The organism is Ornithinimicrobium murale (genome assembly GCF_003352835.1).
Classification (GTDB): domain Bacteria; phylum Actinomycetota; class Actinomycetes; order Actinomycetales; family Dermatophilaceae; genus Ornithinicoccus; species Ornithinicoccus muralis.
On sequence record NZ_QLVD01000023.1, the window covers coordinates 282,869 to 306,077 of the forward strand.

Genomic DNA, 23,209 nt, shown 5'->3' on the forward strand with positions numbered 1-23,209 from the left:
TGTACCTCTCCAAATGCCTACGGGGTGAGCTGTCGGGCTCGGGCTGGAGTGCGCCCGGAGCTCCGGCGAACCGGAAACTCTTAGCCCCTAGGGGCCGAGGCCCCAAAGGCGGTTCCCCCGCTCCTGCCAGCGGTGTTCTCAAAGATCCACCCGCAGTGACAGGACTCAGCGCTGCGGGTAGAGCGCCTCCGGGGAGAGGCAGCGGGAACGAGAGTACACACCAGACCCGCTGAATGTCACATTTCGGTAAAGGTCCTGTGGATAGAGAACGGCCGCTCGGTGTCAACCGATGCGCTGACCTGCAGGGACGTCGAGCCACTTGACCCAACTCCCAGAAACCGTGTGAGGGAGTTCACATCACGACACTGCAACGTCTTCGTGCCGTGGGACGTCTATAGGGGCTGGCCCCCGTCAACCTCGCACGCGCCAGACGGGTCGTTCCGGGCGCCCCTCAGACCGCTTGGGAGACGAAGATGTGCGAGGCGACGTCGTGGGGCAGCGAGACGGCGGTGTCACCCTCCTGCGCACCGGTGACCACCACGCGGTCGCCCTCGCTGTGAGCGGTCACCCGCTGGCCGGGGGCCACGCCGGCCTCACCCAGGAGTGCGAGCACATCGGGCTCCACCTGCGCGGGCTCCCCGATGCGCACGACCTCGACCTCGAGGTCGCCTGGGACGTTAGTCAGCACCTCCAGCAGATGCTGGCCGCCAGCCGTCCCGGTGGCGGGGAACTCCGCGGCGAGCTCGGACAGCCCCGGGATGGGGTTGCCATAGGGCGAGACGTGGGGGTCCTTGATGATCGCCAGGATGCGTTGCTCCACCTGGTCACTCATCACGTGCTCCCAGCGGCAGGCCTCCTCGTGCACGTGCGGGAGGTCGAGACCAATCACGTCGACCAGCAGGCGCTCGGCCAGCCGGTGTTTGCGCATCACCCGGACCGCCGTGCGCCGCCCGTGCTCGGTGAACTTCAGGTGCCGGTCGTCCATCAGGGTCACCAACCCGTCCCGCTCCATGCGGGCCACGGTCTGCGAGACCGTCGGGCCGGAGTGACCGAGTCGCTCCGCGATCCGCGCCCGCAAAGGCACCACGCCGTCCTCCTCCAGTTCGAGGATGGACTTCAGATACATCTCGGTGGTGTCGATCAGGTCAGTCATGGTGGCCCTCCGTGGCAACTCAAGGTCTGCCCTCGATCCTACTGAGACAACGCGCAATCCCCGCTTTGTGACGGTCGGGGCCTTGTTCAACAGACTCACCGCTTAGCATGGTGCGCGATTCCCACGACCGCAGGAGAACCATGCCCAGGCCGGACCGATCGACCAGCAAGGCTGCCAAGAGCGGCAAGACCAAGGGGGGCAAGCCTCCCCAGGGTGCCGCCGCCGACCGCCAGGCACGTGTCGCGGCGATCCAGAAGAAGGCGAGCTCCTCGGGTCGCCGGAGCACCTCGGTGATCTGGATCGCCCTCGCCCTGGTGCTAGTCCTCATCGCCGGCCTGGTGGCTTGGGCCGTGATCGACCAGCAGAACAACCGCCCCGGGATGGGCGCCGTCGTGACCTATGACGAGCTGGACGACCCCAGTGACGACCTGGGTCGCAACCACGTGCAGACGGCTGTGGAGTACCAGCAGCACCCGCCGGTCGGTGGTGACCACCACCCTCGCTGGCTGAACTGCGGGATCTACGAGGAGCCCGTGCCCAGCCACCACGCGGTCCACAGCCTGGAGCACGGGGCGATCTGGCTCACCTACCAGCCCGGCATCGCCGAGGGCGACCTGGACGCCCTGCGCGACCTGGCCTCCCAGGAGTTCATGCTGCTGTCTCCCTATGAGGGCCAGGAGCACCCGATCATGGCCACCGCCTGGGGCCGTCAGCTCGGGGTGCAGAACGGCGATGACACCCGCCTCGAGCAGTTCATCCGCGACTGGCGGCAGGGCCCGCAGACCCCGGAGCCGGGCGCCGCCTGCACCGGTGGCACGTCCGTGGACCTGGTCGGCGGCTGAGCAGTGGTCGCCGACACCGACGCCACGGAGCAGACCGCGCCACGCGGGTCACGCTTCGGCCGTGTCGGCGTCGGCGTGCTCGCGGCCGTCGCGGTCATCGGCCTGATCCTCGGAACCCAACTGGGCTGGTTGGTGTTCGGTAACACGACACCGGGCGATGAGAGCGTCGCGGCCGGCTTCGCCCGGGACATGGGCGAGCACCACGCCCAGGCGGTCGAGATGTCCCTGGAGGTGCTGCAGACCACCGAGGCCGACGACGTGCGGGCACTCGCCACCGACATCGCCTCCACGCAGGGCAACCAGCAGGGCCAGATGGAGGGGTGGATCCGCACCTGGGGCCTGCCGATGGCACGCCCCGGCGACCGGATGGACTGGATGGACCAGTCCGGCATGACCCACTCCATGCACCAGGTCGAGGGCGCCCCGATGGCCGGCATGGCCAATCCCGAGCAGATGGAGTCACTCCGGGCCGCCGAGGGCGAGGCGGCCGACGTGCTCTATCTGCAGTTGATGATCACCCACCACATCGCCGGGGTCGAGATGGCCCAGGCTGCCGTCGACGGCGGCGTCGAGGGCGAGGTCGAGCGCCTGGCGGCCGCCATGGTCAACGGTCAGGAGTCCGAGATCGACCTCATGCTCGGCATGCTCGAGGAGCGTGGCGAGCAGTCCCAGGAGCAGTCCGGGTTGACGGTGGGCGTGGCCGAGCAGAGTGAGCCGATGGAGCATGAGGACATGGGCCACGGCGACGGGGCCGACGAGACCGACGGCGGCCACGCCGACCACTGAGGCCAGCCCGCTCACCCGGCCAGCAACGCGCCTGCTAGGGCTGTAGCCGGCTGACAGCCCAGGACGCCGCGTCGTCCAACCCACCCCCGCCCACCCGGGCGAGCACCAGACGGTCGTGCAGCCGGTTGACCCGGCCGGCCCAGAACTCCACGCGGTCGGCCCGGACCCGGAACGCACCCCAGTGCTCCGGCACCGGCACGTCGTCGGGACGTCCACGGTCAGGGAACCGGGCGGCATACTCTGCATAGGCGGTCTCGAGCTGCAGTCGGCCGGCGACCGGCTGGGACTGGTCCGAGGCCCAGGCGCTGATCCGCGAGCCCCAGGGACGCTGCCGGAAGTAGTCCTTCACCTCGGCCCGGTCGACCAGCTCGGCCACGCCGCGGAACCGGATGGCGCGGAACATGCTCGGCCAGGTCAGGCTCGCCGCGACCTGGGGGCGGGCGACCAGCTGTCGGCCCTTGGTCGACTGCAGGTTGGTGACGAAGCCCGGGCCGCGCGGGTCCAGGAAGCGCATGAGCACCGTGCGCACGTCCGGCCCGTTCTCATCCACTGTCGCCACCGAGAGCGCGTCCGGTTCGGGCACGTCCCCCTGCTCCTGCTGGCGGGTCCGCGCCTCCTCGACCCACCGGCTGATCTGTTCGAAGGGCGTCGCCGCGAGCTGGTCCTCCCCCAGGCCGGTCCCCACATAGTCGACTCGCTGCATCTGTCCCTCCGCACCCGTCGCCATGCTCTGAGTATGCCGCCCGCTTAGGCTGGGTGGGCAAGGTCCAGTCCCAGGGAGGTGCACGATGGCAGGCAAGGGCAAGGCAGCGGGCCGGCTGATCAAGTACGGGCCGATCGCCGTCACTGCCGCGCAGCGGTGGGGCCCGGTCGTCTGGGAGCAGGTGAAGAACCAGCGCGAGCCGGCCGAGAAGTTCGTCCAGGACAAGGTGGCCAAGGGCAACCAGAGGAAGAAGGCGATGGCCCACGCGGCCACCGTGATCGACGGCTCGGTGCTGCAGGTCTTCCACCTCAACACGGCGCACTGGGTGGTCTTCTCCGGTGACGACCCGATCGCGGTCCATCCGCCGGCCCAGGCCTCCTTCGAGGAGCTGCTGGACCGTGCCGACCTGGGCAAGCGGGTGCGCCCAGCGGAGAGTTCCGTCACGATCAAGGTCCCCAGACCCCGGCGACGCGCCAGGGGAGCCACCGCCTGGGTGCCGCGCGAGGAGCCGGCGAGCGGTCCGCATACGGCTGACTCTCCGGTGGCCCCCGGCCGGGTGCTGCGGGGCGAGCTCAGCGACGGGCCGGACGAACAGCCGAGCTAGTCGGGTCCTCCCTGCGGTTGGGCGGCACCTTGATCAGCATGCTCAACACCGCACCGAGGGCAGCCAGCAGCATCGGATAGACACAGACATAGACCCGCCAGGCCGTGTCGGCCCGCGTGCCCGGATCGTCCCCCGAGTAGTAGCCGAACAGGGCGCCCAGCGAGGCCAGGGCAAGGCCCGCCACAGCGCCGGCGAGCCGACCGAAGAAGCCGAAGGCGGCCAGGAAGACGCCCTCCCGGTGTGCCCCGTGGACGGCCGTGTCCTCATCCAGGACCCGGGCGATGACCAGGTCGTTGCTGGCGAGCATGCCGCTGTAGCCCACCCCGACGCAGAGGCCCGCCAGGATCGCGGTGAGCAGGTCGTGGGCGAGATAGAGCGGGACGAATCCCGCGGCGAGCAGAACCAGGGACAGCCGCCAGGCAAACGGCGCACCCTTGGCCCGGACCACCGTCGCCCACCCGGCCAGGAACCCGACGGTGGCCAGGATGACCACCCCCTGCAGATAGAGGGCGTAGGCGACCTCCAGGCCCAGGGAGTAGCGCACGTAGAGCTGGACGCCGGTGAGCACGAGGCCCATCGCGCTGAGGTAGCAGGCGCTGACGACCCCGATCTGCCAGAACCGCGGGTTGGTGAGGATCGCGGTCACGGTCGGCAGGAAGGGCGGTCGGCGGGCGTGCACCGCCCTGGGGTCCTCGCGGACGCCGAGGCTCATGTAGAGGATGACGGCGCACGCCAGCACGCCGTAGAGGATCGCGGTGACCGTGAACCCCTCGGTCGTCTGCTCCGTCCCGAAGACCGAGGTCGTCAGCCACGGGGTGAGCGCCAGGGAGACGACGAGGGCGAGCAGTTGGAAGCCCTGGCGCAGTGCGTTGGCGACGGCCCGGCGGCGCTCGTGCGGGAACAGCTCGGGCAGCAGGGCCCCGTAGTTGGTGTTGATCATCGAGTCGCTGGCCTCGCACAGGATGGCGAAGGCCGCGAACCACACGACCAGGCCGGCACCCTCGAGCGACTCAGGCACCGAGAACAGCGCGATGGTGCCCAGCGCGAGGACCGGCGCGCCGACCAGGAGCCAGGGGCGCCGTCGCCCCCAGCGGGTGCGGGTGCGGTCGGACAGGTAACCCAGGACCGGGTTGTCGAGGGCGTCGATGATCGCGTAGGCCACCATCACGATCCCGTAGAGGCGCACATCGAGGCCGAGCAGGTCGACGTAGAACAGGATCAGCGAGCCCTTGATCATGTTGATCGGGATCGAGGTCCCGAACATGCCGACGGCATAGCGCGCCGGGTGGGTCGCGCGCGGACCGTCACTGGTGGGCTCCGGCGCCCGCGCGGAGTGCGCTTCGTGCGGTCCAACGGCCCCGCTGGTGGTGGGCTCCGGTCCGGTCACGTGGTCAGCCTGCCAGACACGCGCCGGGTGGCCGCACCGCTCGGCGTGAGAGTGACCCCGCTTTCGTAGTGTGGCCGCGCTTTTGTGTGCACGGGCACGCATTCCAGCGGCCAGACGCGGGGCGAATCCCGCGCGGTCAGCGCCCGACGGCGTAGCCCTGCATGCCGCGGGGATTGGCTCCGGCGCTGAGCAGCCCGCTCTCCGGGTCCTGGGCGACCGCGCACATCCGTCCCAGGCTCCACGGACCCTGCTCCAGCACGTCGTGCCCGCGCGAGCGCAGGTCGGCGCGCACCGTGTCGGACAGCCGGTCCTCGACCACGAGCACCCCCGGCTCCGTGATCCGGGGGTCGAAGGAGCCCGGGAAGCTGGTGGTGTGGAAAGCAGGGGCGTCGATCGCCTCCTGCAGCGTCGCTCCGTGCGCGAGGTGGCGCAGGAGGAACAGGGACTGCCACTGGTCCTGCTGGTCTCCGCCGGGTGAACCGCACGCCAGCACCGGCCGCCCCTCGCGCAGCACGAGGGTGGGCGTGAGGGTGGTGCGGGGGCGCCGACCGGGCCGCAGCGAGGAGGGCAGCCCCTGCTCGAGCCACATCATCTGCAGCCGGCTGCCCAGGGGGAAACCCAGCTCGGGGATGACCGGGGAACTCTGCAACCAGCCACCGCTCGGGGTGGCCGAGACGATGTTGCCCCAGCGGTCCACGACGTCGAGGTGGCAGGTGTCGCCGCGAGTCACCCCGTCGGGGCCGACGTCCGGCTCACCCTGCTCCTCCGGTGGCGCCTGGACAGGCTGCCGCGGCCGCTCCTCACGGGTCACCGTCGGCTCGCCGACGCCGGGAGCGCCGCCGACCACCTCGGTCAGCCCGGCGAAGGCGGCCATTCGTGGCGGGCGACCGCCCGGAGACCCGGGCCGCACGATGCGATCGGCGCGGTCACCGATGAGGCCTGCGCGCTCCACCAGGTAGGTCGGGTCGAGCAGGTCCTCGACCGGCACCGGCTCGTCGCCGGAGTCCCCGAACCAGGCCTCACGGTCGGCCATCGCCAGCTTCCACGCCTCCGCGATGACGTGCACTCCCTCGGCGGTGTCCGGGTCGGGTGCCTCCCCGAGGGCGTCGAGCAGGCCCAGCACCTGCAGCAGCGCCGGCCCCTGGCCCCAGGGCCCCGTCTTGGCGACGGTGTGCCCCTGCCACTCCCGGGTCAGCGCCGGCTCCCAGGTGGCGGAGTAGTCGGCGAGGTCCTGACCCGTGAGCACCCCGGGCAGCACCTGCCCGTTGGAGTGCCGGAAGGCCCGGCGGGCGAAGCGGTCCACGGCCTCGGCGACAAAGCCCTGCGACCAGGCGGCACGGACCGCGTCCACCTGGGCCTCGCGGTGGCCGGCACCCTCCCCCGCGGCCACCAGTCGGTCCAGGGTGTCGGCCCAGGTCGTGTTGCGGAACAGCTCACCTGGTCGCGGCGGCCGCCCGCCGGTGAGCCAGAGGTCGGCCGAGGTGGTCCAGTCCGACTCGAACAGCTCCTGGACCGCTGCGACCGTCGCGCCCACGCGGGCGACCAACGGGTGGCCGTGCCGCGCATAGTGGCGCGCTGGAGCCAGAACTGTCGCGATCGGCATACTGCCGTGGTCCCTCAGCAGGAGGAGCCAGGCGTCCACCGCTCCCGGAGTCGCCGCCGCCAGCGGCCCGGAGCCGGGCACCCGGTCCATCCCGTGCGCACGGAAGTGCTCGGCCGTCGCGGCCGCCGGCGCCGGGCCCTGGCCGCACAGCACCCGCGGCGTCGGGTCGTCGGCGGTGGCGATGATGGCGGGCAGGTCGCCGCCGGGGCCGTTGAGGTGCGGCTCGACCAGGTGCAGCACGAAGCCACCGGCGACCGCGGCGTCGAAGGCGTTGCCGCCCTGCTCGAGCATCGCCATCGCGGTCTGGGAGGCGATCCAGTGCGTGCTGGAGACCATCCCGAAGGTGCCGGTCAGCGTGGGGCGGGTGGTGAAGTCAGCCATGAGGTCAGTCCACCACGGCCGCGACGGCCGCCGCGACAATGAACAGGGCGAGCGCCACCAGGACGATGGCCCGACGCGAGCGTGGCGTCATCAGGTGACCTTCTCCGGCAGCGGTTCGGTCGTGCCGTACTGCACGCTGAGCCAGTTGCCCCGCTCGCGCTGCAGCCGGATCCTGATGTCATTGGTGCGCATGACATAGATGGTCGCAACAAGCACCGCGATCCCGCACGTCACGGTCGCGATCAGCACGGTCCAGCGGGCGCCGAACGTCTCCCCGATCCAACCGATGAAGGGTGACCCCAAGGGAGTCCCGCCCATGAAGACGGCCATGTACAACGCCATCACCCGACCCCGCACCTCGGGCGCGACACTGAGCTGGATCATCGAGTTGGCGGTGACCATGACGGTCAGCGCGGACAGCCCCGTCGGGATCAGCACCAGGGTGTAGAAGAGGAAGTTCGGGGCCAGTCCGACGAAGAGCGTGCACAGGGAGAACAACCCCATGGCCCCCAGCAGGTAGCGCAGCCGTGGCTTCTCCCGGCGCGCCGCCAGCAGTGCTCCGCCGAGGGAGCCGATCGCCATGACCGAGCCGACGATGCCGTACTCCTCCACTCCCTTGCCGAAGGCCTCGGTGGACATCAGGGCGTTGGTGAGCTGGAAGTTCATCCCGAAGGTGCCGTGGACGAAGACCAGCGCCATGATCAGGATGATGTCGGGGCGGTGCCGCACATAGGCGATCCCCTCGCGAATGCGGCCCTTGCCCTTGGCCACCGGCGCGGGGGTGAGTTGGTCCACGTCCATGAGGAGCAGGGCGCCGATCACGGCGACGAACGACAGGGCGTTGATCAGCAGGGTGGGGCCGGTCCCGACCCAGGCGATGAGCAGTCCCGCCAGCGCCGGGCCTATCAGGCGGCCGCTGTGGAAGGAGGCACTGTTGAGGCCCACCGCGTTGGTGATCTGCGTGGGCGGCACCATCTCGGACACGAAGGCCTGCCGAGCCGGGCCGTCGACGGCGGCCGAGCAGCCCTGGATGAAGGCCAGCAGGTAGATGTGCCACAGCTCGGCCACCCCGGTCAGCACGAGCACGGCCATGGTCAGCGCCGTGAGTGCCATGAGCGACTGGGTCACGATCATGACCTGGCGCTTGGCGAACCGGTCGCTGACGGCGCCGGCGATCGGCGCGAGCAGGAGCATCGGGAGGAACTGGAGGCCGGTGACGATGCCGAGGGCCTGGGCGGAGTTGTTGGTCAGCTCGGTGAGCACCAACCAGTCCTGGGCGACGCGGCCCATCCAGGTGCCGGTGTTGGAGACGATGCCGCCGGCGGCATAGATGCGGTAGTTCTTGATCGACAGTGAGCTGAACATCGCGCTCACTGGTCAACCACCCGGTTCAGCAGCTCGCTGGCACGCGCCAGAAGGTCCTGCTCCTCATCGGTCAGGCCGTCCAGGCGCTCGGTCATCCAGGCATCACGACGCGCGCGGTGCTCGTCGAGCTGCCGCTGCCCGGCGGGGGTGAGTGAGAGCCGGACCACCCGGCCGTCCTCGCTGTCGGAGGCGCGCTCCACCAGGCCGAGCTCGACCAGCTTGCCCACGGTTCGGCTCATGCTCGGCGCACTCACCCGCTCGATCGCGGCCAGCTCGCCGGACGTGCGGGAGGACTCGGCCAGGCGGATGATCACGCTCATCTGGTGAGGGGCGACACCGCCGGTGGTCGTCTCGAAGCGCACCCGTCGCGAGACGCGCATGCAGGCGATGCGCAGGTCGTGCGCGAGCCGGGCGATGCGCTCGGGCGAGGCAGGGTCTGGCTGAGCGGGCACGGCGGTCCTTGGCTGGTGGCAGGGGGAGTCTGGCCTTTACCTTAACTCATTACCTGTGCTAACCATTCCGCCGGCCCGACGGAGCGTGACCGCGTCGCCGAGGCGCTGACCCGGGTCAGGCGCCGAGCAGCAGGCTAACCCGGGTCAGGCGCCGAGCAGCTCGCGGATGGGCTCCAGGGTGAAGTAGATCAGGAAGAGCACCGCGATGAACCACATCAGCGGATGCACCGTGCTGGCCTTTCCCCGGACCAACTTCAGGAAGACGAACCCGAGGAAGCCTGCTCCGATGCCCGCCGTGATCGAGTAGGTGAACGGCATCAGCACGATCGTCAGGAAGGCGGGGAAGGCGATCTCCAGGTCGTCCCAGGAGATCTCCTTGACCTGACGCATCATCAGGTATCCGACGACGACCAGCGCCGGTGTCGCTGCCTCGTAGGGCACCATCGTCACCAGTGGTGAGAAGAACGTCGCGAGCAGGAAGAGGCACCCGGTCACGACGGAGGCGAGCCCGGTGCGCGCCCCCTCGCCCACGCCGGTGGCGGACTCGATGTAGGAGGTGTTGCTGCTGACGCTGGCCGCACCACCGGCGGCCGCGGCGATCGAGTCGACGATCAGGATGCGGCGGGTGTTGGGCGGGTTGCCCTCCTCGTCCAGCAGGTCACCCTCGGCGCCCACCGCCACCATGGTGCCCATCGTGTCGAAGAAGTCGGCCAGCATCAGACTGAAGACGAGCAGGATCACGGTGACGATGCCGATGCGCTCGATCGAGCCGAGCAGGTTGAACTCCCCGAGCAGCCCGAAGTTCGGCAGGGTGAGCCACTGGTCGGGCACCGCAGGGATGCTCAGGCCCCACCCGGTGGGGTTGGTGACCTCGCCCTCGGCATTGGTCTGACCGCCGATGTTGAGCGTGCTCTCCAGGATCACGGCCAGCAAGGTCGCGCCGATGATGCCGTAGAGGATCGCACCGCGGATCTTCCTGGCCTGCAGCACGAGGATCGTGCACAGCCCCAGGACGAAGACGAGCGTTGGCCAGCCCGCGAGTGAGCCGGCGATACCGAGCTCGACCGGCGGGGCGCCGGCGGGCTTGCGCACGATGCCGGCGTTCACCAGACCGACGATCGTGATGAACAGGCCGATGCCCACGCTGATCGCCATCTTGAGCTGGGTCGGCACCGCGCGGAAAACCGCCTCGCGGAATCCGGTGAGCACCAGCACCAGGATGATCAGGCCCTCCAGGACCACCAGGCCCATCGCGTCGGCCCAGGTCATGCCGGGCAGGCCCGCGATCCCGAAGGTCACCACGGCGTTCAGTCCGAGTCCCGCAGCCAGACCCAACGGATAGTTCGCCACGACACCCATCAGGATCGTCAGCACGCCGGCGACCAGGGCCGTGGTCGCGGCGATGACGGCGATGTCACCACCGGCGAGGAACTCGCCCGTGCTGTCGGGCACGCTGGTCAGGATGAGCGGGTTGAGCACGACGATGTAGGCCATCGTGAAGAAGGTCGCGATGCCACCGCGGACCTCAGCCCCGACGCTCGACCCCCGCTCCCGGATCCGGAAGTAGCGGTGCAGGCCGGACTCGTTCGACGCCTTTTCGGCGGTGACAGACATGCCGCATAGATTAGGCCCATGCCAGACCAGCGCAACAGCGAGGCTGTCGGACCCGGGGACGGCCTGCCGCCGGGCCAGGCGCCGGTCGTGGCACCGGAGGCACGGATGCCGACGATCCGGATCGTGCACTGGGGGATGGTGCTCTGGGCCATCGCCCTGCTGGTGGTGCTGCTGGTGCCCGCTCTGCACCAGGGCGACCGCGCCTGGTGGGTCTGGGTCCCCGTGGCCGGCTTCAGCCTGGGAGCCATCGGGCACATCTACCTGGCCAGGGGGCGCGGCAACGCCGCCGACGCCTGACCCTCCTGGTCGGGGCGACGCCAGAGCGACGCCCAGACGGTCGGGACGACGCCAGCGCGCCGGGCCCACGCGTCAGTGCTCGACGATCTCCAGCACGCTGTCGTCCAGGACCGGTGGGTCGATGCGCTCCGGCTCGGAGCGCTCCACGTCGACCTCGCTGTGAGCACCGCATCCGTGGTCCAGGCTGACGACGCTCCCGTCGCTGGGCGACCACTCGTTGGCGCACACACCGAAAACGCTCCGGAGAGCGCCGGCCATCGGCACGAAGTAGCCACACGAGCTGCACGGGGCCGGTGCCTTACGGGCGGTGTCGGTGTCCGGCCCGTGCTCCCCGTCATACCAGCGCTGCGCGGCGGCGTCGCGGCCCTCCGGGGACAGGACGCGGGGGCGTCCCAGGCCGAGCTCGAAGAAGCCGAGCTGGTCGACATCCTCCTCGCCGGTGGCCTCGAAGCCACCCTCCAGGAACGGGTCGTCGTCGTTCTTCGGGGTCACGTCGCCGGGGCCGATGTCCCCGGGAGCCAGCCGCTCGGCATACGGCACCCAGTGCGGCGACAGGAGCGCATCCTCCCCAGCAACCAGGTGAGTCTCACTGAGCAGGGCCGAACGACCCCGCGGCGGGCGGGTCAGGGTGATCGCCCAGCGCCACCCGGGATAGGCGACGGCGGTGCAGTCGAAGTAGTGCGTGCCGACGCGGTCCTCGTCCATGACGAAGCCCACGTGGTCACCGACAGTGCCGGGCTCGGCAATGGCGACGGCGGCCTCGCGGGCCGCCTCCTCGGCGGCGGCCAGCACGGCGTCCCGCTTGGGGGATGCCATCAGGCGCCCGCCTCAAACTGGTCGGCGACGGCGCGCAGGCTCTTGGCGAGCGCGGCAGACAACCGCTTGTCGGGATAGTGGCCGCGGCGCAGGCTGTTGGAGGAGTCGTCGAGCAGCTTGATCAGATCCTCGATGACCACGGCCATCTCATCAGCAGGCTTGCGGTCGCGGACCGCGATCGACCGGGAGACCGACGGCGAGGGTTCGAGCAGCCGGACGTGCAGCGCCTGGTCACCGCGTCGCCCCTGGGCGATGTCGAACTCGACCCGTGCGCCGCGTGGCAGCGTCGTGACGCCGGTCGGGAGGACCGAGGCGTGGACATAGACGTCCTGACCCTCGTCACTGGAGAGGAAGCCGAAGCCCTTCTCCTCGTCATAGAACCTGACCTTGCCCGTGGGCACTGTGCACCTCTTAGTTCGCGTTGCATGGGGGAAGCGCTCCCAGGTTATCGTCTCGCGGCCATAAGTCCCGCCTCGAAGCCACTCTGCTTCCGTCCATCGAGCGCGTGGGACCGGAGAACCAACACCTCGGGGCTGGCGAGGACCCGATCAGGTCACGGCTCTCCGGACCAGGTCGACGATCCGGTCCTCGACGTCGGGGGTGAGCTCGGTGATGGCGAAACCGGTGGGCCACATCGGGCCGTCGTCCAGATTGGCTCGGTCCTCGAAGCTGAGCGTGGAGTATCTCGTGTCGAACTTCGACGCGGCCTGGAACAGGATCACCGTCTTGCCGTCCCGGGCATAGGCGGGCATGCCATACATGGTCTTCGGGCCCAGTTCAGGTGCCACCTCCTTGACGATCGCGTGCACCCTCTTGGCGATGACCTGGTCGTCCTCGGACATGGCCGCGATCGCCTCCAGCACGGCCTGCTCGGCCGCGGCCCCCTTCTTGGCCGCCCGCAGCTCCCTGGCCCGGTCCTTGACCGCCTGGCGCTCCTCGGCGGACAGCTTCGTCGTGTCCTCGCCCCTGCCTGCCATGATGCTTCCTCTCGTGTGGTGGATGTGGTCCCTACGCTAGGGCGACCGACCGACGGCTGCTTCTCGGATCCTGATCGACCGCTCACGCGCGGGTGCGCGCCGGTCCACCTCAGGCGGCCAGCGCCGCGTCGAGCACGTTCTCGTCCACCCGCTCGCTGGCCCGCACCAGGGCCGCATAGGCACCCCCGGCAGCCATCAGCTCGTCGTGGGAGCCCCGTTCCTGGATCTCACCGTGGTCCAGCACCACGATCTGGTCGGCGGTCCGCACCGTCGAGAGGCGGTGGGCGATGGTGATGACCGTGCGCCCCTCCCCCAGCTCGTCCAGGGCCCGTTGCACCGCAAGCTCGGTGCGGGTGTCCAGGGCACTGGTCGCCTCGTCGAGGATCAGCACGCGCGGGTTGCGCAGCAGCGTGCGGGCCAGCGCCAGGCGCTGCTGCTCGCCACCGGAGAAGCGGTGCCCGCGAGCGCCGACCACCGTGTCGTAACCCCGGGGCAGGGCCTCGATCACCTCGTGGATCTGCGCGGCCCGCGCCGCCGCCTCCACCTGCTCGTCGGTCGCGTCCGGGTTGCCGAAGCGCAGGTTCTGCAGGACGGTGTCGTGCAGCAGATAGGTCTCCTGCGAGACCACCCCGACCACGCCCGCACGCTGCTCGGAGGTCAGGTCCCGCAGGTCGATGCCGTCCAGGGTCACCCGTCCCTCGGTCGGGTCATAGAGCCGGCTGACCAGGGAGGCGAGCGTGCTCTTGCCCGAGCCGGTGGCTCCGACGATCGCCAGGTGGGTGCCGGCTGGGACCGTGAGGTCGACGGCCCGCAGGGCGTCGTGATCCCCGTCCGTATGCCGAAAGGTCACCTTCTCGAGGCAGACCCGGCCCTCGGCATACTCCCGTGGGTAGTGCGCCGGCTCCGCCGGCTCGGGGACCTCGGCGGTGAGGTCCAGGTATTCGAAGATGCGGCTGAACAGGGCCATCGAGGCGGTCACCTGGACGCCCATGGTCAGCAGCCCCATGACTGGGCGGAAGATGCCGGCCTGCAGGGCGATGAAGGCGACCAGCGTGCCGATGGTGATGCCCTCTGAGGTGACCGGCAGGCCGGCGATCAGATAGATCAGTGCAGGGATGACCGCGAAGATGATGCCCATCGTCGCAGTGCGCCATCGGCCGGCGATCTGCGCGGCGACCTCCAGCTCGAGCAGGTCATCGGAGGCACGGAAGAAGCGGTCGGCGAGGGCGGGTCCGGCACCGAGGGTCTTGCTCAGGCGGGCGCCGCTGACCGACAGTGACTCCTCGACCTGGCCGTGCAGGCCGGCGAGCGCCTTCTGCCGCTGCTCCGTGGCCCGACGGCGCAGCCTGGCCACGGAGCGGCTGAGCAGCACCGCGGGCGGGATGACCACGAGGGAGAGCAACGCAAGCTGCCAGCTGAGGGCGACCATCGCGATGAGCGTGCCCACGACGGTGGCGATATTGCCGGCCAGGTTGGTGGCGGTCGAGGTGACCACGCCCTGCAGCCCGGAGATGTCGTGGGTCAGGCGCGACTGCACCTCTCCCCCACGGGTGCGGGTGAAGAAGGACAGTGACTGCTGCTGCAGGTTCCTGAACACCGCGGTGCGCAGGCTGTGCATGATCCGCTGGCCGACGGTCGTGGACATCCAGGTCTGCACGACACCGAGCACGGCGTTCACGGCTGCCACCCCGATCATCGCGGCGACCAGGACGAGCAGCAGCCGGACGTCCTGGTGCGGGATGGCGTCATCGACCAGGGCCTTGGCCAGGAACGGGGTGGCCAGGCCCAGGACGGAGCTGGTCACGATGATCGCCAGCACGGTCAGCAGGGTGAGGCGGTGCGGGCGGAAGAGGGTGAGGACCCGGGCGGCGCTCACCGGGTGGGCGGCCAGCTGGGCGGTGTCCTTGGGGTCGCGGCGGGCGCCGCCGTGGCGGCCTCCCCCGGTGCGGGGTGCGGAGTCAAAGGTGGCGTCCATGGGCACCCCTCCTTTCATCTCTGGTGGCCGGTCATCGGTGCCGGCCCGGTCGTAGACAGATGATGAGGTTACCACATTATATGTCTGCCTCAGAACTCTGCTAGGGTTCTCGGTGGCGCCGACCCTGGCGTGCGGCCGGGCCGGGCGCCCAGCCACGGGCCCGCAGAAGGAAGACACAGATGCGTCACCACGAGAGCAACCCGATCGACCCGGAGGCCTCCGAGCTGGAGCTGATCCAGCACCTGGCCCGCCACCTGCGCCGCGGGTCCGCGGTGGAGACCGCACCTTGGGGCCTGTCCCCGCACCAGGCGCGGGCGCTGGGCGTGATCGCCCGCACTGAGGGCCGGCGGCGCCGATCGCCCGAGGGCGACCAGGGGCGCGGCCTGCGCCTGGGCGCCCTGGCGGAGTGGTTGCACATCGCGCCCCGCTCGGCGACCGAGGTCGTGGACGCACTGGAGGAGCTCGGCCTGGCCCTGCGGGCTCCGGACCCCGCGGACCGACGGGCGGTGCTCGTCGGGCTGACCGACCGCGGCCGCCAGGTCGCCCACGAGATCCGGGCCGCCCGCAGGGCCCAGACCGAGACGATCCTGGACGAGCTCAGCGCGCAGGACCGCGCTCAGTTGCGTGCCTCACTCCTCACCCTGCTCGAGGCGGCCACCCGCTGACCGGAACCCGCGCGCGACGGCCGAGTGACGGCATACGGCCTGGGCCCCGCACCCCGATCGGTGCGGGGCCTCGCGCTCGACCCTCAGACGCCGACCTCGTCCTTGGACACGGCGCGGTCACCGTCCGCGCTCAGCCCGCCGAGCGGGCCGAACTCGTAGGCCAGCTCCGAGTGCTCCGACAGGTCAACCCCGCGCTCCTCGTCCTCGGCGGAGACGCGGAAGCCGACCGTCCGGGCGATGGCCAGGGCGATCAGGAGCGTCATGACACCGGTGAAGGCGACGGTGAACACGGTCGCCACCACCTGGGCGGTCAGCTGCTCGATCCCGCCGCCATAGAACAGCCCACCACCGACGCCGTCGACCGGCATGGCCAGGAAGCCGATCCCGACCGTGCCGATGAGTCCGGCGACCAGGTGCACACCGACCACGTCCAGCGCGTCGTCATAGCCGAAGCGGTACTTCAGACCCACGGCGAGGGCCGCTCCCGCGCCCGCGACAGCACCGAGGGCGAGCGAGCCCAGCGGGCTCAATGAGGCACACGCCGGGGTGATCGCGACCAGACCGGCGACGACACCGGAGGCGGCGCCCAGCGAGGTCGGGCGACCGTCGCGCACCCGCTCCACCAGGAGCCAGCCGAGCATCGCCGCAGCGGGGGCGACCAGCGTGTTGACCCAGATCAGGGCGGCCTCCCCCGTCGAGCCGGCAGCCCCGCCGTTGAAGCCGAACCAGCCGAACCAGAGCAGCGCGGCACCGATCATCACCAGCGGCACGTTGTGCGGGCGGTGGAAACCCCGGGCCCAGCCGGCCCGGCGTCCGAGCACGTAGACCAGGACCAGCGCCGCCACGCCGGCGTTGATGTGCACCACGGTGCCGCCGGCGAAGTCGATCGCCTCCCCGAACCTCCGGCCGATCGCGCCGTCGGCCGAGAGCAGGCCACCTCCCCACACCATGTAGGCCAGCGGGCAGTAGACCAGCGTCACCCAGACGGGGACGAAGGCGACCCAGGCGCTGAACCGGGTCCGGTCGGCCACCGCGCCCGAGATCAGGGCGACGGTGATGATCGCGAACGTGGCGGCATACCCGATGCCGATCAGGTCGCCCGTGCCGACGTGCTCAGACAGGCCGAGGTCGGCCGTCGGGTCGCCGACCAAGCCGCCGAGGATCTCCGGGGCGGAGGTCATGCCGAAGCCCCACAGGACCCACACCACCCCGACGAGCCCGATCGAGACGAAGCTCATCATCATCATGTTGAGGGCGGCCTTGGCCCGCGCCATGCCGCCGTAGAAGAACGCGAGCCCGGGCGTCATCAGCAGCACGAGCGCCGCGGACACCATCACCCAGACGTCTGTCGCCGTCAGTTCCATGTCGTGCCTCCAGATCCGGGGCGCGACCTGGAGCCGCGCCGGTGGAGGCAGTCAACGGCCTCGGTGTTTCCGCCGCGCGGCGATCCTGTTTCGGCCGTGTGTCGATCGTTACGGCCGTGTGAACGCCTCGGGCGCCCCTGCGCTCGGTCAACAAGAAACGCGGGTCACCGTGCGCTCGGTCACCGACAAACTCGGGTCACCGTGCGCTCGGTCAACAAGAAACGCGGGTCACCGTGCGCTCGGTCACCGACAAACTCGGGTCACCGTGCGCTCGGTCAACAAGAAACGCGGGTCACCGTGCGCCCGGTCGGGTGGGAGTGGTCAGGAGAGGAGGGCGTGGCAGCGGGTGAGGCGGTCCAACCACCAGTCGCGCCGTTCACCGGTGAGTTCTCGCCCCGCCAGCCCAGGCTGCTCGTCGGCGCGGACCATCGCGAGGGCGTCCGCGACGGTGATCACCCCGCCCGACGGCAGGAGCGGGCGCTCGGCGACGTCCGCGTCAAGGAGGCCGACGGTGCCGAGCCCGCAGGCAAAGTCCAGCTCGGGCAGTGCCGCGGCCAGCGCCACGCCGGCAGCGATCCCGACCGAGCTGTCGATCGCGCTGGACACGACCGCGGGCAGTCCGCACTGAGCCACGATCTGCAGGGCGGAGGCCACCCCGCCCAGCGGCGCGACCTTGACCACGACCAGGTCGGCCGCGCCCTCGCGCGCCACCCGGAGCGGGTCCTCGGCCTTGCGGACGGACTCGTCGGCGGCGATCGGCACGTCCACCCCGTCGCGGGCCAGCAGCAGCCGCAGCTCCGCGAGCTCGCTCACCTCGGCGCAGGGCTGCTCCGCATACTGCAGGTCGTATGCCGACAGTCGGCTCAGTGCCTCCCTCGCCTGGTCCACCGTCCAGGCCGCGTTGGCATCCACCCGGATGTGTGCCGACGGCCCCAGCTGGGCTCGCACCTCAGCGACCCGGGCGACATCGTCGTCCACGCTCTGCCCGCGCTCGGCGACCTTGACCTTGGCCGTCCGGCAGCCGTCGAAACCAGCGAGCACCTCCGCCACCCGCTCCGGCGGCACGGCGGGCACGGTGGCGTTGACCTCGACCCGGTCCCGAACCGGCTCCGGCCAGGCCTCCCAGGCCGACTCCAGGCCTGCGGCGAGCCACCTGCGGGCCTCGGCGTCGGCATACTCCGGGAACGGTCCGAACTCGCCCCAGCCGCTCGGCCCCCGGAACAGGACGGTCTCCCGCACCTCGATGCCCCGGAAACGGACGCGCATCGGGAGGGCCACCGGTGTCGCGACAGCAAGCAGCTCGGGCAGGTCAGGGATCACGCACACAGCGTAGGACCGGCGATCGGGGACGGGTGTCGGTGGTCCCTGCCAGCCTGGTGGGCACCAACGAGAGGTGAGGACATGGCACTGAAGTGGTACACAACCGTGATCGACTGCGCAGACCACCGGGCACAGGGCCGCTGGTGGGCGCAGGTCCTGGACTGGGTGATCGCCTTCGACTCCGAGGACGAGGTCGTGCTCGTCCCCCAGCACGCGCTCGAGGAGCCGGCCGCGGTCCCCGACCTGGCGAGCTGGATGCGGCGCGGACAGGGGCTGGTCTTCGTCCCGGTGCCGGAGGGCAAGCAGGTCAAGAACCGTCTGCACCTGGACCTGGCGCCGCACTCCAGCCAGGATCGGGACGCCGAGATCCAGCGGCTTCTCGACCTGGGCGCGCAGACGGTCGAGGTCGGGCAGGACACTAGCGAGGTCACCTGGACCGTGCTCGCAGACCCCGAGGGCAACGAGTTCTGCGTCCTGTCCAGCCGCGACCAGTGAGGGCGTGCGGGGTCATGGCGCGAGCCAGGTGCCCGCCGGTTTGCCGCGCTGGCTAACCTGAGCCGCGTGAGCGAGCAGACGAGCCAGCCAGCCGACGCGTTCGACCCGACCCGGTGGGAGGTCGTCGAGGGCTTCGAGTTCACCGACATCACCTACCACCGAGCCCGCGAGGTCGGGGCGGTGCGCATCGCCTTCGACCGGCCGGAGGTGCGCAACGCCTTCCGGCCGCACACGGTGGACGAGCTCTACCGTGCGCTGGACCACGCCCGGATGACCCCGGACGTCGGCGTCGTGCTCCTCACCGGCAACGGGCCGAGCCCGAAGGACGGCGGGCACGCGTTCTGCTCCGGAGGGGACCAGCGGATCCGTGGTCGCTCGGGTTATCAGTATGCCGAGGGAGACACTGCGGACACCGTGGACCAGGCGCGGGTCAAGGCTGCCGGGGGGCGTCTGCACATCCTGGAGGTGCAACGGCTGATCCGCACCATGCCGAAGGTCGTCGTCGCCGTCGTCAATGGGTGGGCCGCCGGTGGCGGGCACTCGCTGCACGTCGTCTGTGACCTCACCATCGCCTCGCGCGAGCACGCGCGTTTCAAGCAGACCGACGCCGACGTGGGCAGCTTCGACGCCGGCTACGGCTCGGCCTACCTCGCGCGGATGGTGGGCCAGAAGTTCGCCCGGGAGATCTTCTTCATGGGTCGCACCTACGACGCCGAGCAGATGCACCAGATGGGTGCGGTCAACCTGGTCGTGGACCACGCCGACCTGGAGCAGGAGGCGCTCACGGTCGCCAGGGAGGTCATGGGCAAGTCGCCGACGGCGCAGCGGATGCTGAAGTTCGCGTTCAACCAGATCGACGACGGCCTGATGGGGCAGCAGGTGTTCGCCGGCGAGGCGACCCGACTGGCCTACATGACCGATGAGGCCGTCGAGGGCCGGGACGCCTTCCTCGAGCGCCGGGATCCGCAGTGGGGCCCGTTCCCGTGGTACTTCTGAGCCGCCGGTCACCGATGGTGATCTGTCCGGTCGCCGATGGTGGCCGGTCCCGTCGCCGACCGATGGGCAAACCCAGGGAACGTTTCCGCAGCTGATGAGGTTTTGAGGGCTGGTGGGATCTGTCATCGGCCGTGCGTCGTGGGACAATCCTGGATAAGGAACCCGTTTTTTCATCGTTTGGGGAGGAACCCGATCATGCGCCGTGCCCTTGTGACCGCCCTGGCTGTCCCGGTCCTGCTGCTGTCCGCGTGCGGCAGCGATGAGCCCGAGGTCGAGGACGCCACGACCTCGGAGACCGAGGAGGTCACGGAGGAGGCTCCGGCCACCGAGGAGCCCGCGGAAGAGACCACCGATGCGGCTCCCACGACCGAGGAGCCGACCGATGCGGCTCCCACGACCGAGGAGCCGGCCGAGGACAGCGAGACGACTGAGGCTCCCGGCGACGACGCCGAGACCACGCAGGCCCCCGGTGCCGGCGGCGAGGGTGAGGGCGGTGCCGACGGTCAGGCCGCAGCGGACCGTGCCAAGGAGTGGCTGGTCGCGTTCGTCAACGCCGAGGAGTCGGTCTGCGACATGATGATGGACCTCGACAGTGAGGGCCCGATGGTGGACAACCAAGCGCACTATGACGTGTGCGTCTCGACCTTCCCCTCCCAGGCCGGAGAGCTGTTCGGTGACACCCCGGAGCTCGCCGGCATCATCGAGTCGATGGAGATCAAGGGTGCCGATGTGCAGGGCGACACCGCGGTCATTGACAAGGACAACTTCTCCCAGCTCTTCGCCGAGGGCATGGGCAACCAGGTCATCACCCTGCAGAAGTTCGACGGCGAGTGGCTGATCGACATGAACGAGAGCTTCAACTGATCTGCTGACACCAGTTGATCGGCGCGCTGTGAGCCGGACCTCCGTGCGGGATCCGGCTCACTGCTGCGTGATGCGTAATCTGGCCACGTGACTCCCCTGTCCCCCGCACCACCCCCTGCACCTCGTGGTGCTCTCCCCGACCTGCTGCAGTCCGTTGAGCAGTCGCTAGCCGGAGCCGGGGTGACCCTGACCACGTCCGGGTCCACGGGCCACCCCAAGCGGGTCGCGATCTCCGCGGAGGCCCTGCACGCCTCGGCCCTGGCCACCGCTGAGCGGGTCGGCGGGCACGGTCACTGGCTGCTGGCGCTGCCGACCGACCACATCGCTGGCTGGCAGGTCGTGGCCCGTTCGGTCCTGGCGGGCACGGTGCCGGCGCGGTTGGACGGTCCGTTCACGGTCGAGGCGTTCATCTCGGCGGCGGCCGGCGTCACCGGTGCCCCGCGCCTGGTGTCGCTCGTGCCCACCCAGCTGCTCCGACTCCTGGATGATCCGGCGGGCCGGTCCGCCGTGGCCGACTTCGACGCCGTGCTGGTCGGAGGAGCCGCGCTGCCCACCCCGGTGCTGCAGCGCGCCGAGGCTGCCGGGGTCTCGATCCACCGGACCTACGGCATGACCGAGACCTCGGGTGGGTGTGTGTATGACGAGACTCCCCTGAGCGGGGTGCAGGTCACCCTGGACGAGGGCCGGGTGCTGTTGGGCGGTCCGGTTCTGGCCCGTGAGTATCTCGGCGACCCCACCCTCACCGCGGAGCGCTTCACCACCGACAGTTCCGGACAGCGCTGGTTCCGGACCGACGACGTGGGCGAGCTCGACGTGAGCGGCCGGCTCCGACTGCTGGGCCGGGCCGATGACGTCATCAACACCGGAGGCCTCAAGGTCGCGCCCCGCCCCGTGGAGGACGCCCTGACCGGCCTGTCCGAGGTCCGGGAAGCGCTGGTGCTCGGCGTCCCGGACCCGGAGTGGGGCCAGCGGGTGGCGGCCGTGCTCGTCCCCCAGCTGCCGTCGGCTCCTGCCAGGCGACCGAGCACCGAGGCGGTCCGTGACCTGCTGCGTGACCAGTTGCCGACACACGCGCTTCCGCGGCAGGTGGTGTGGCTGGAGCAGCTTCCGGTGCTGCCCTCCGGCAAGCCCGACCGGGGGGCGCTGAGGACGTTATGTGCAGGTGAGAGTGGCACAATGGGCCCCTACCGCGGTTCCGCGGGCGTGAACTGAATCCGGAGGGAGACCCGTTGCTCAGGGTGGCGTTGTCCGTGGCCGTGCTGGCCTTCACCGTCTACTGCGTCGTGGACGCTGTGCAGACGGAGGAGGACAAGGTGCGGGGACTGCCCAAGCTCGTGTGGGTCGTGATCACGCTGCTGGTGCCGGTCGCCGGTGGACTCAGCTGGCTCATCGCAGGCCGGCCACGCGGCATACTGCAGCCCCGGTCGGGCAACAGCGGGCCGCGCGGCCCCCGTGGGCCGGACGACGACCCCGACTTCCTGCGGGGCATCTGAGCCGGTGGCGAGTTACGCACAGTGGGCCGCCGGATCGCGGCCCCGGACCTTCCCTGCCGCCGTTGCCCCGGTCGTCGTCGGCACCGGCTCGGCGCACGCGCTCGGCCACTCAGACCTGGGTCTGGCGCTGCTCGCGCTGCTGGTCTCACTGAGCCTGCAGATCGGCGTCAACTACGCCAACGACTACTCCGACGGCATCCGCGGCACCGACGAGTCCCGGGTGGGACCCATCCGCCTGGTCGGGCAGCGCCTGGCCGATCCTGCCAATGTCAAGCTCATGGCGTTCCTGTGGTTCGGCGTCGCGGCCGTGTGCGGGCTGGCGCTGGTCGCGCTGTCCACCACGTGGGTGCTGCTGCTGGTCGGCGCGCTGGCGATCGTGGCAGCCTGGCGCTACACCGGTGGTTCGAAGCCCTATGGCTATCGCGGGCTGGGCGAGGTGATGGTCTTCATCTTCTTCGGGCTGGTCGCGGTGCTGGGCACCACCTGGACCCAGGTCAAGGACCTCGACCTCGCCTCGTGGGCGGCTGCGACCGGGGTCGGCGCGATCACCTGCGCGATCCTGGTGGCCAACAACCTGCGTGACATCCCCGGCGACACCGCCGCGGGCAAGCGCACGCTGGCGGTCCGACTCGGCGATGGCCGCACCCGGGTGCTCTATGTCGTGCTGATCACGCTGCCGCTGCTGGCCACCGCCGCGGCGGCCCTGGTCCACCCCTGGACCCTCTTGGCCCTGGCGGCTGCACCGCTGGCCTACCTGACGGTCCGGCCGGTGCTGCAGGGGGCCCGGGGCCGTGCCCTAGTGCCGGCGATCGGCCGCACCGGGCTCTACCAGATGGGCTTCTCCACGCTGCTCACGATCGGTCTGGCCCTCTCCGCCTGACCGGGCACTGCATCGCCTGCTCGCGTCAGCGGCCGCCCTTTTGCGTGCCGCGGCACTCATTTCAGCGGCCCCCCTCGCGTCAGCCACCAGCCGCCTCACTCAGCGCCCCCCTCGCGTCAGCCACCAGCCGCCTCACTCAGCGGGCCCCTCGCGTCAGCGGCCGCGCTTTTGCGTGCC

General features: G+C 70.4%; 24 protein-coding genes and 1 riboswitch. Of the genes, 11 read left to right on the forward strand and 13 right to left on the reverse strand.

Going from position 1 to position 23,209, the window contains the following annotated elements:
- A riboswitch (cyclic di-AMP (ydaO/yuaA leader) is annotated at positions 1–145 on the reverse strand.
- Positions 146–451: 306 nt separating this feature from the next.
- Positions 452–1,153: an iron-dependent transcriptional repressor DtxR gene (locus DPQ65_RS10645; protein ID WP_114907305.1), complete on the reverse strand. Its 702-nt coding sequence runs from the start codon at positions 1,151–1,153 to the stop codon at positions 452–454.
- Positions 1,154–1,293: 140 nt separating this feature from the next.
- On the opposite strand from DPQ65_RS10645, the gene DPQ65_RS10650 reads away from it, so the two are divergent.
- Complete coding sequence (locus tag DPQ65_RS10650; protein ID WP_114907306.1) at positions 1,294–1,995, forward strand: DUF3105 domain-containing protein; 702 nt, start codon at positions 1,294–1,296, stop codon at positions 1,993–1,995.
- 3 nt (positions 1,996–1,998) lie between these two features.
- Positions 1,999–2,781 (forward strand): DUF305 domain-containing protein, encoded by a 783-nt coding sequence (locus DPQ65_RS10655; RefSeq protein WP_114907307.1) that lies wholly within the window; start codon positions 1,999–2,001, stop codon positions 2,779–2,781.
- A 34-nt stretch (positions 2,782–2,815) separates the two neighbouring features.
- On the opposite strand, the gene pdxH is transcribed toward DPQ65_RS10655, so the two are convergent.
- Positions 2,816–3,508, reverse strand: a complete 693-nt coding sequence (gene pdxH, locus DPQ65_RS10660; RefSeq protein WP_238146786.1) for a pyridoxamine 5'-phosphate oxidase — start codon at positions 3,506–3,508, stop codon at positions 2,816–2,818.
- A 61-nt stretch (positions 3,509–3,569) separates the two neighbouring features.
- Between pdxH and DPQ65_RS10665 the strand changes: the two genes are divergently transcribed.
- Complete coding sequence (locus DPQ65_RS10665; protein WP_114907309.1) at positions 3,570–4,088, forward strand: hypothetical protein; 519 nt, start codon at positions 3,570–3,572, stop codon at positions 4,086–4,088.
- Here the strand turns inward: DPQ65_RS10665 and DPQ65_RS10670 are convergent.
- The 5 genes from DPQ65_RS10670 to DPQ65_RS10690 all read right to left on the reverse strand — a co-directional run bounded on the left by DPQ65_RS10670 (position 4,057) and on the right by DPQ65_RS10690 (position 10,890).
- On the reverse strand, positions 4,057–5,475 hold the full coding sequence (locus tag DPQ65_RS10670) for an MFS transporter (RefSeq protein WP_238146787.1): 1,419 nt from the start codon (positions 5,473–5,475) through the stop codon (positions 4,057–4,059). The two genes, DPQ65_RS10665 and DPQ65_RS10670, sit on opposite strands and share 32 nt — an antisense overlap.
- A gap of 136 nt (positions 5,476–5,611) precedes the next feature.
- Positions 5,612–7,459 carry a gamma-glutamyltransferase family protein gene (locus tag DPQ65_RS10675; RefSeq protein WP_114907310.1) on the reverse strand — a complete coding sequence of 616 codons (1,848 nt, stop codon included), beginning with the start codon at positions 7,457–7,459 and terminating at the stop codon, positions 5,612–5,614.
- 90 nt (positions 7,460–7,549) lie between these two features.
- Positions 7,550–8,824 (reverse strand): MFS transporter, encoded by a 1,275-nt coding sequence (locus DPQ65_RS10680; protein ID WP_114907311.1) that lies wholly within the window; start codon positions 8,822–8,824, stop codon positions 7,550–7,552.
- A gap of 5 nt (positions 8,825–8,829) precedes the next feature.
- A complete protein-coding gene (locus tag DPQ65_RS10685) occupies positions 8,830–9,276 on the reverse strand; it encodes a MarR family winged helix-turn-helix transcriptional regulator (RefSeq protein ID WP_238146788.1) in 447 nt (148 codons plus the stop codon).
- Positions 9,277–9,420: 144 nt separating this feature from the next.
- Complete coding sequence (locus DPQ65_RS10690) at positions 9,421–10,890, reverse strand: NCS2 family permease (protein ID WP_114907312.1); 1,470 nt, start codon at positions 10,888–10,890, stop codon at positions 9,421–9,423.
- Positions 10,891–10,908: 18 nt separating this feature from the next.
- On the opposite strand from DPQ65_RS10690, the gene DPQ65_RS10695 reads away from it, so the two are divergent.
- The gene (locus DPQ65_RS10695; RefSeq protein WP_114907313.1) at positions 10,909–11,187 is read left to right on the forward strand and encodes a DUF2530 domain-containing protein; all 279 of its coding nucleotides are present in this window, start codon (positions 10,909–10,911) and stop codon (positions 11,185–11,187) included.
- Between the two features lie 72 nt (positions 11,188–11,259).
- Here DPQ65_RS10695 and DPQ65_RS10700 read toward each other — a convergent pair whose 3' ends face one another.
- From DPQ65_RS10700 to DPQ65_RS10715, 4 genes are all read right to left on the reverse strand, one after another.
- Positions 11,260–12,003: a DUF3027 domain-containing protein gene (locus tag DPQ65_RS10700; protein WP_114907314.1), complete on the reverse strand. Its 744-nt coding sequence runs from the start codon at positions 12,001–12,003 to the stop codon at positions 11,260–11,262.
- Entirely contained in the window at positions 12,003–12,404 is a 402-nt protein-coding gene (locus DPQ65_RS10705) for a cold-shock protein (RefSeq protein WP_114907315.1), read from the reverse strand. The genes DPQ65_RS10700 and DPQ65_RS10705 overlap by 1 nt, the downstream gene beginning before the upstream one ends.
- A 147-nt stretch (positions 12,405–12,551) precedes the next feature.
- Entirely contained in the window at positions 12,552–12,980 is a 429-nt protein-coding gene (locus DPQ65_RS10710) for an iron chaperone (protein WP_114907316.1), read from the reverse strand.
- 109 nt (positions 12,981–13,089) lie between these two features.
- Positions 13,090–14,955, reverse strand: coding sequence for an ABC transporter ATP-binding protein (locus DPQ65_RS10715; protein ID WP_114907317.1), 1,866 nt, complete (start codon positions 14,953–14,955; stop codon positions 13,090–13,092).
- 179 nt (positions 14,956–15,134) lie between these two features.
- Here DPQ65_RS10715 and DPQ65_RS16345 point away from each other — a divergent pair, with 179 nt between their 5' ends.
- Complete coding sequence (locus tag DPQ65_RS16345) at positions 15,135–15,620, forward strand: MarR family winged helix-turn-helix transcriptional regulator (RefSeq protein WP_114907318.1); 486 nt, start codon at positions 15,135–15,137, stop codon at positions 15,618–15,620.
- Between the two features lie 83 nt (positions 15,621–15,703).
- Here DPQ65_RS16345 and DPQ65_RS10725 read toward each other — a convergent pair whose 3' ends face one another.
- Positions 15,704–16,984: an ammonium transporter gene (locus DPQ65_RS10725; RefSeq protein ID WP_114907319.1), complete on the reverse strand. Its 1,281-nt coding sequence runs from the start codon at positions 16,982–16,984 to the stop codon at positions 15,704–15,706.
- 321 nt (positions 16,985–17,305) lie between these two features.
- On the reverse strand, positions 17,306–18,301 hold the full coding sequence (locus DPQ65_RS10730) for an o-succinylbenzoate synthase (protein WP_420330091.1): 996 nt from the start codon (positions 18,299–18,301) through the stop codon (positions 17,306–17,308).
- An 84-nt stretch (positions 18,302–18,385) separates the two neighbouring features.
- Between DPQ65_RS10730 and DPQ65_RS10735 the strand changes: the two genes are divergently transcribed.
- The 6 genes from DPQ65_RS10735 (at position 18,386) to DPQ65_RS10760 (ending at position 23,032) form a co-directional block, all read left to right on the forward strand.
- Complete coding sequence (locus DPQ65_RS10735) at positions 18,386–18,799, forward strand: VOC family protein (RefSeq protein WP_114907321.1); 414 nt, start codon at positions 18,386–18,388, stop codon at positions 18,797–18,799.
- A 66-nt stretch (positions 18,800–18,865) separates the two neighbouring features.
- Complete coding sequence (locus DPQ65_RS10740; protein WP_114907322.1) at positions 18,866–19,795, forward strand: 1,4-dihydroxy-2-naphthoyl-CoA synthase; 930 nt, start codon at positions 18,866–18,868, stop codon at positions 19,793–19,795.
- A 195-nt stretch (positions 19,796–19,990) separates the two neighbouring features.
- Entirely contained in the window at positions 19,991–20,659 is a 669-nt protein-coding gene (locus DPQ65_RS10745) for a hypothetical protein (protein WP_114907323.1), read from the forward strand.
- Positions 20,660–20,746: 87 nt separating this feature from the next.
- Positions 20,747–21,871 (forward strand): AMP-binding protein, encoded by a 1,125-nt coding sequence (locus DPQ65_RS10750; protein ID WP_114907324.1) that lies wholly within the window; start codon positions 20,747–20,749, stop codon positions 21,869–21,871.
- Between the two features lie 26 nt (positions 21,872–21,897).
- A complete protein-coding gene (locus DPQ65_RS10755; protein WP_337589686.1) occupies positions 21,898–22,152 on the forward strand; it encodes a PLD nuclease N-terminal domain-containing protein in 255 nt (84 codons plus the stop codon).
- 4 nt (positions 22,153–22,156) lie between these two features.
- Positions 22,157–23,032, forward strand: coding sequence for a 1,4-dihydroxy-2-naphthoate polyprenyltransferase (locus tag DPQ65_RS10760; RefSeq protein ID WP_114907326.1), 876 nt, complete (start codon positions 22,157–22,159; stop codon positions 23,030–23,032).
- The last annotated feature ends 177 nt before the right edge of the window (positions 23,033–23,209 follow it).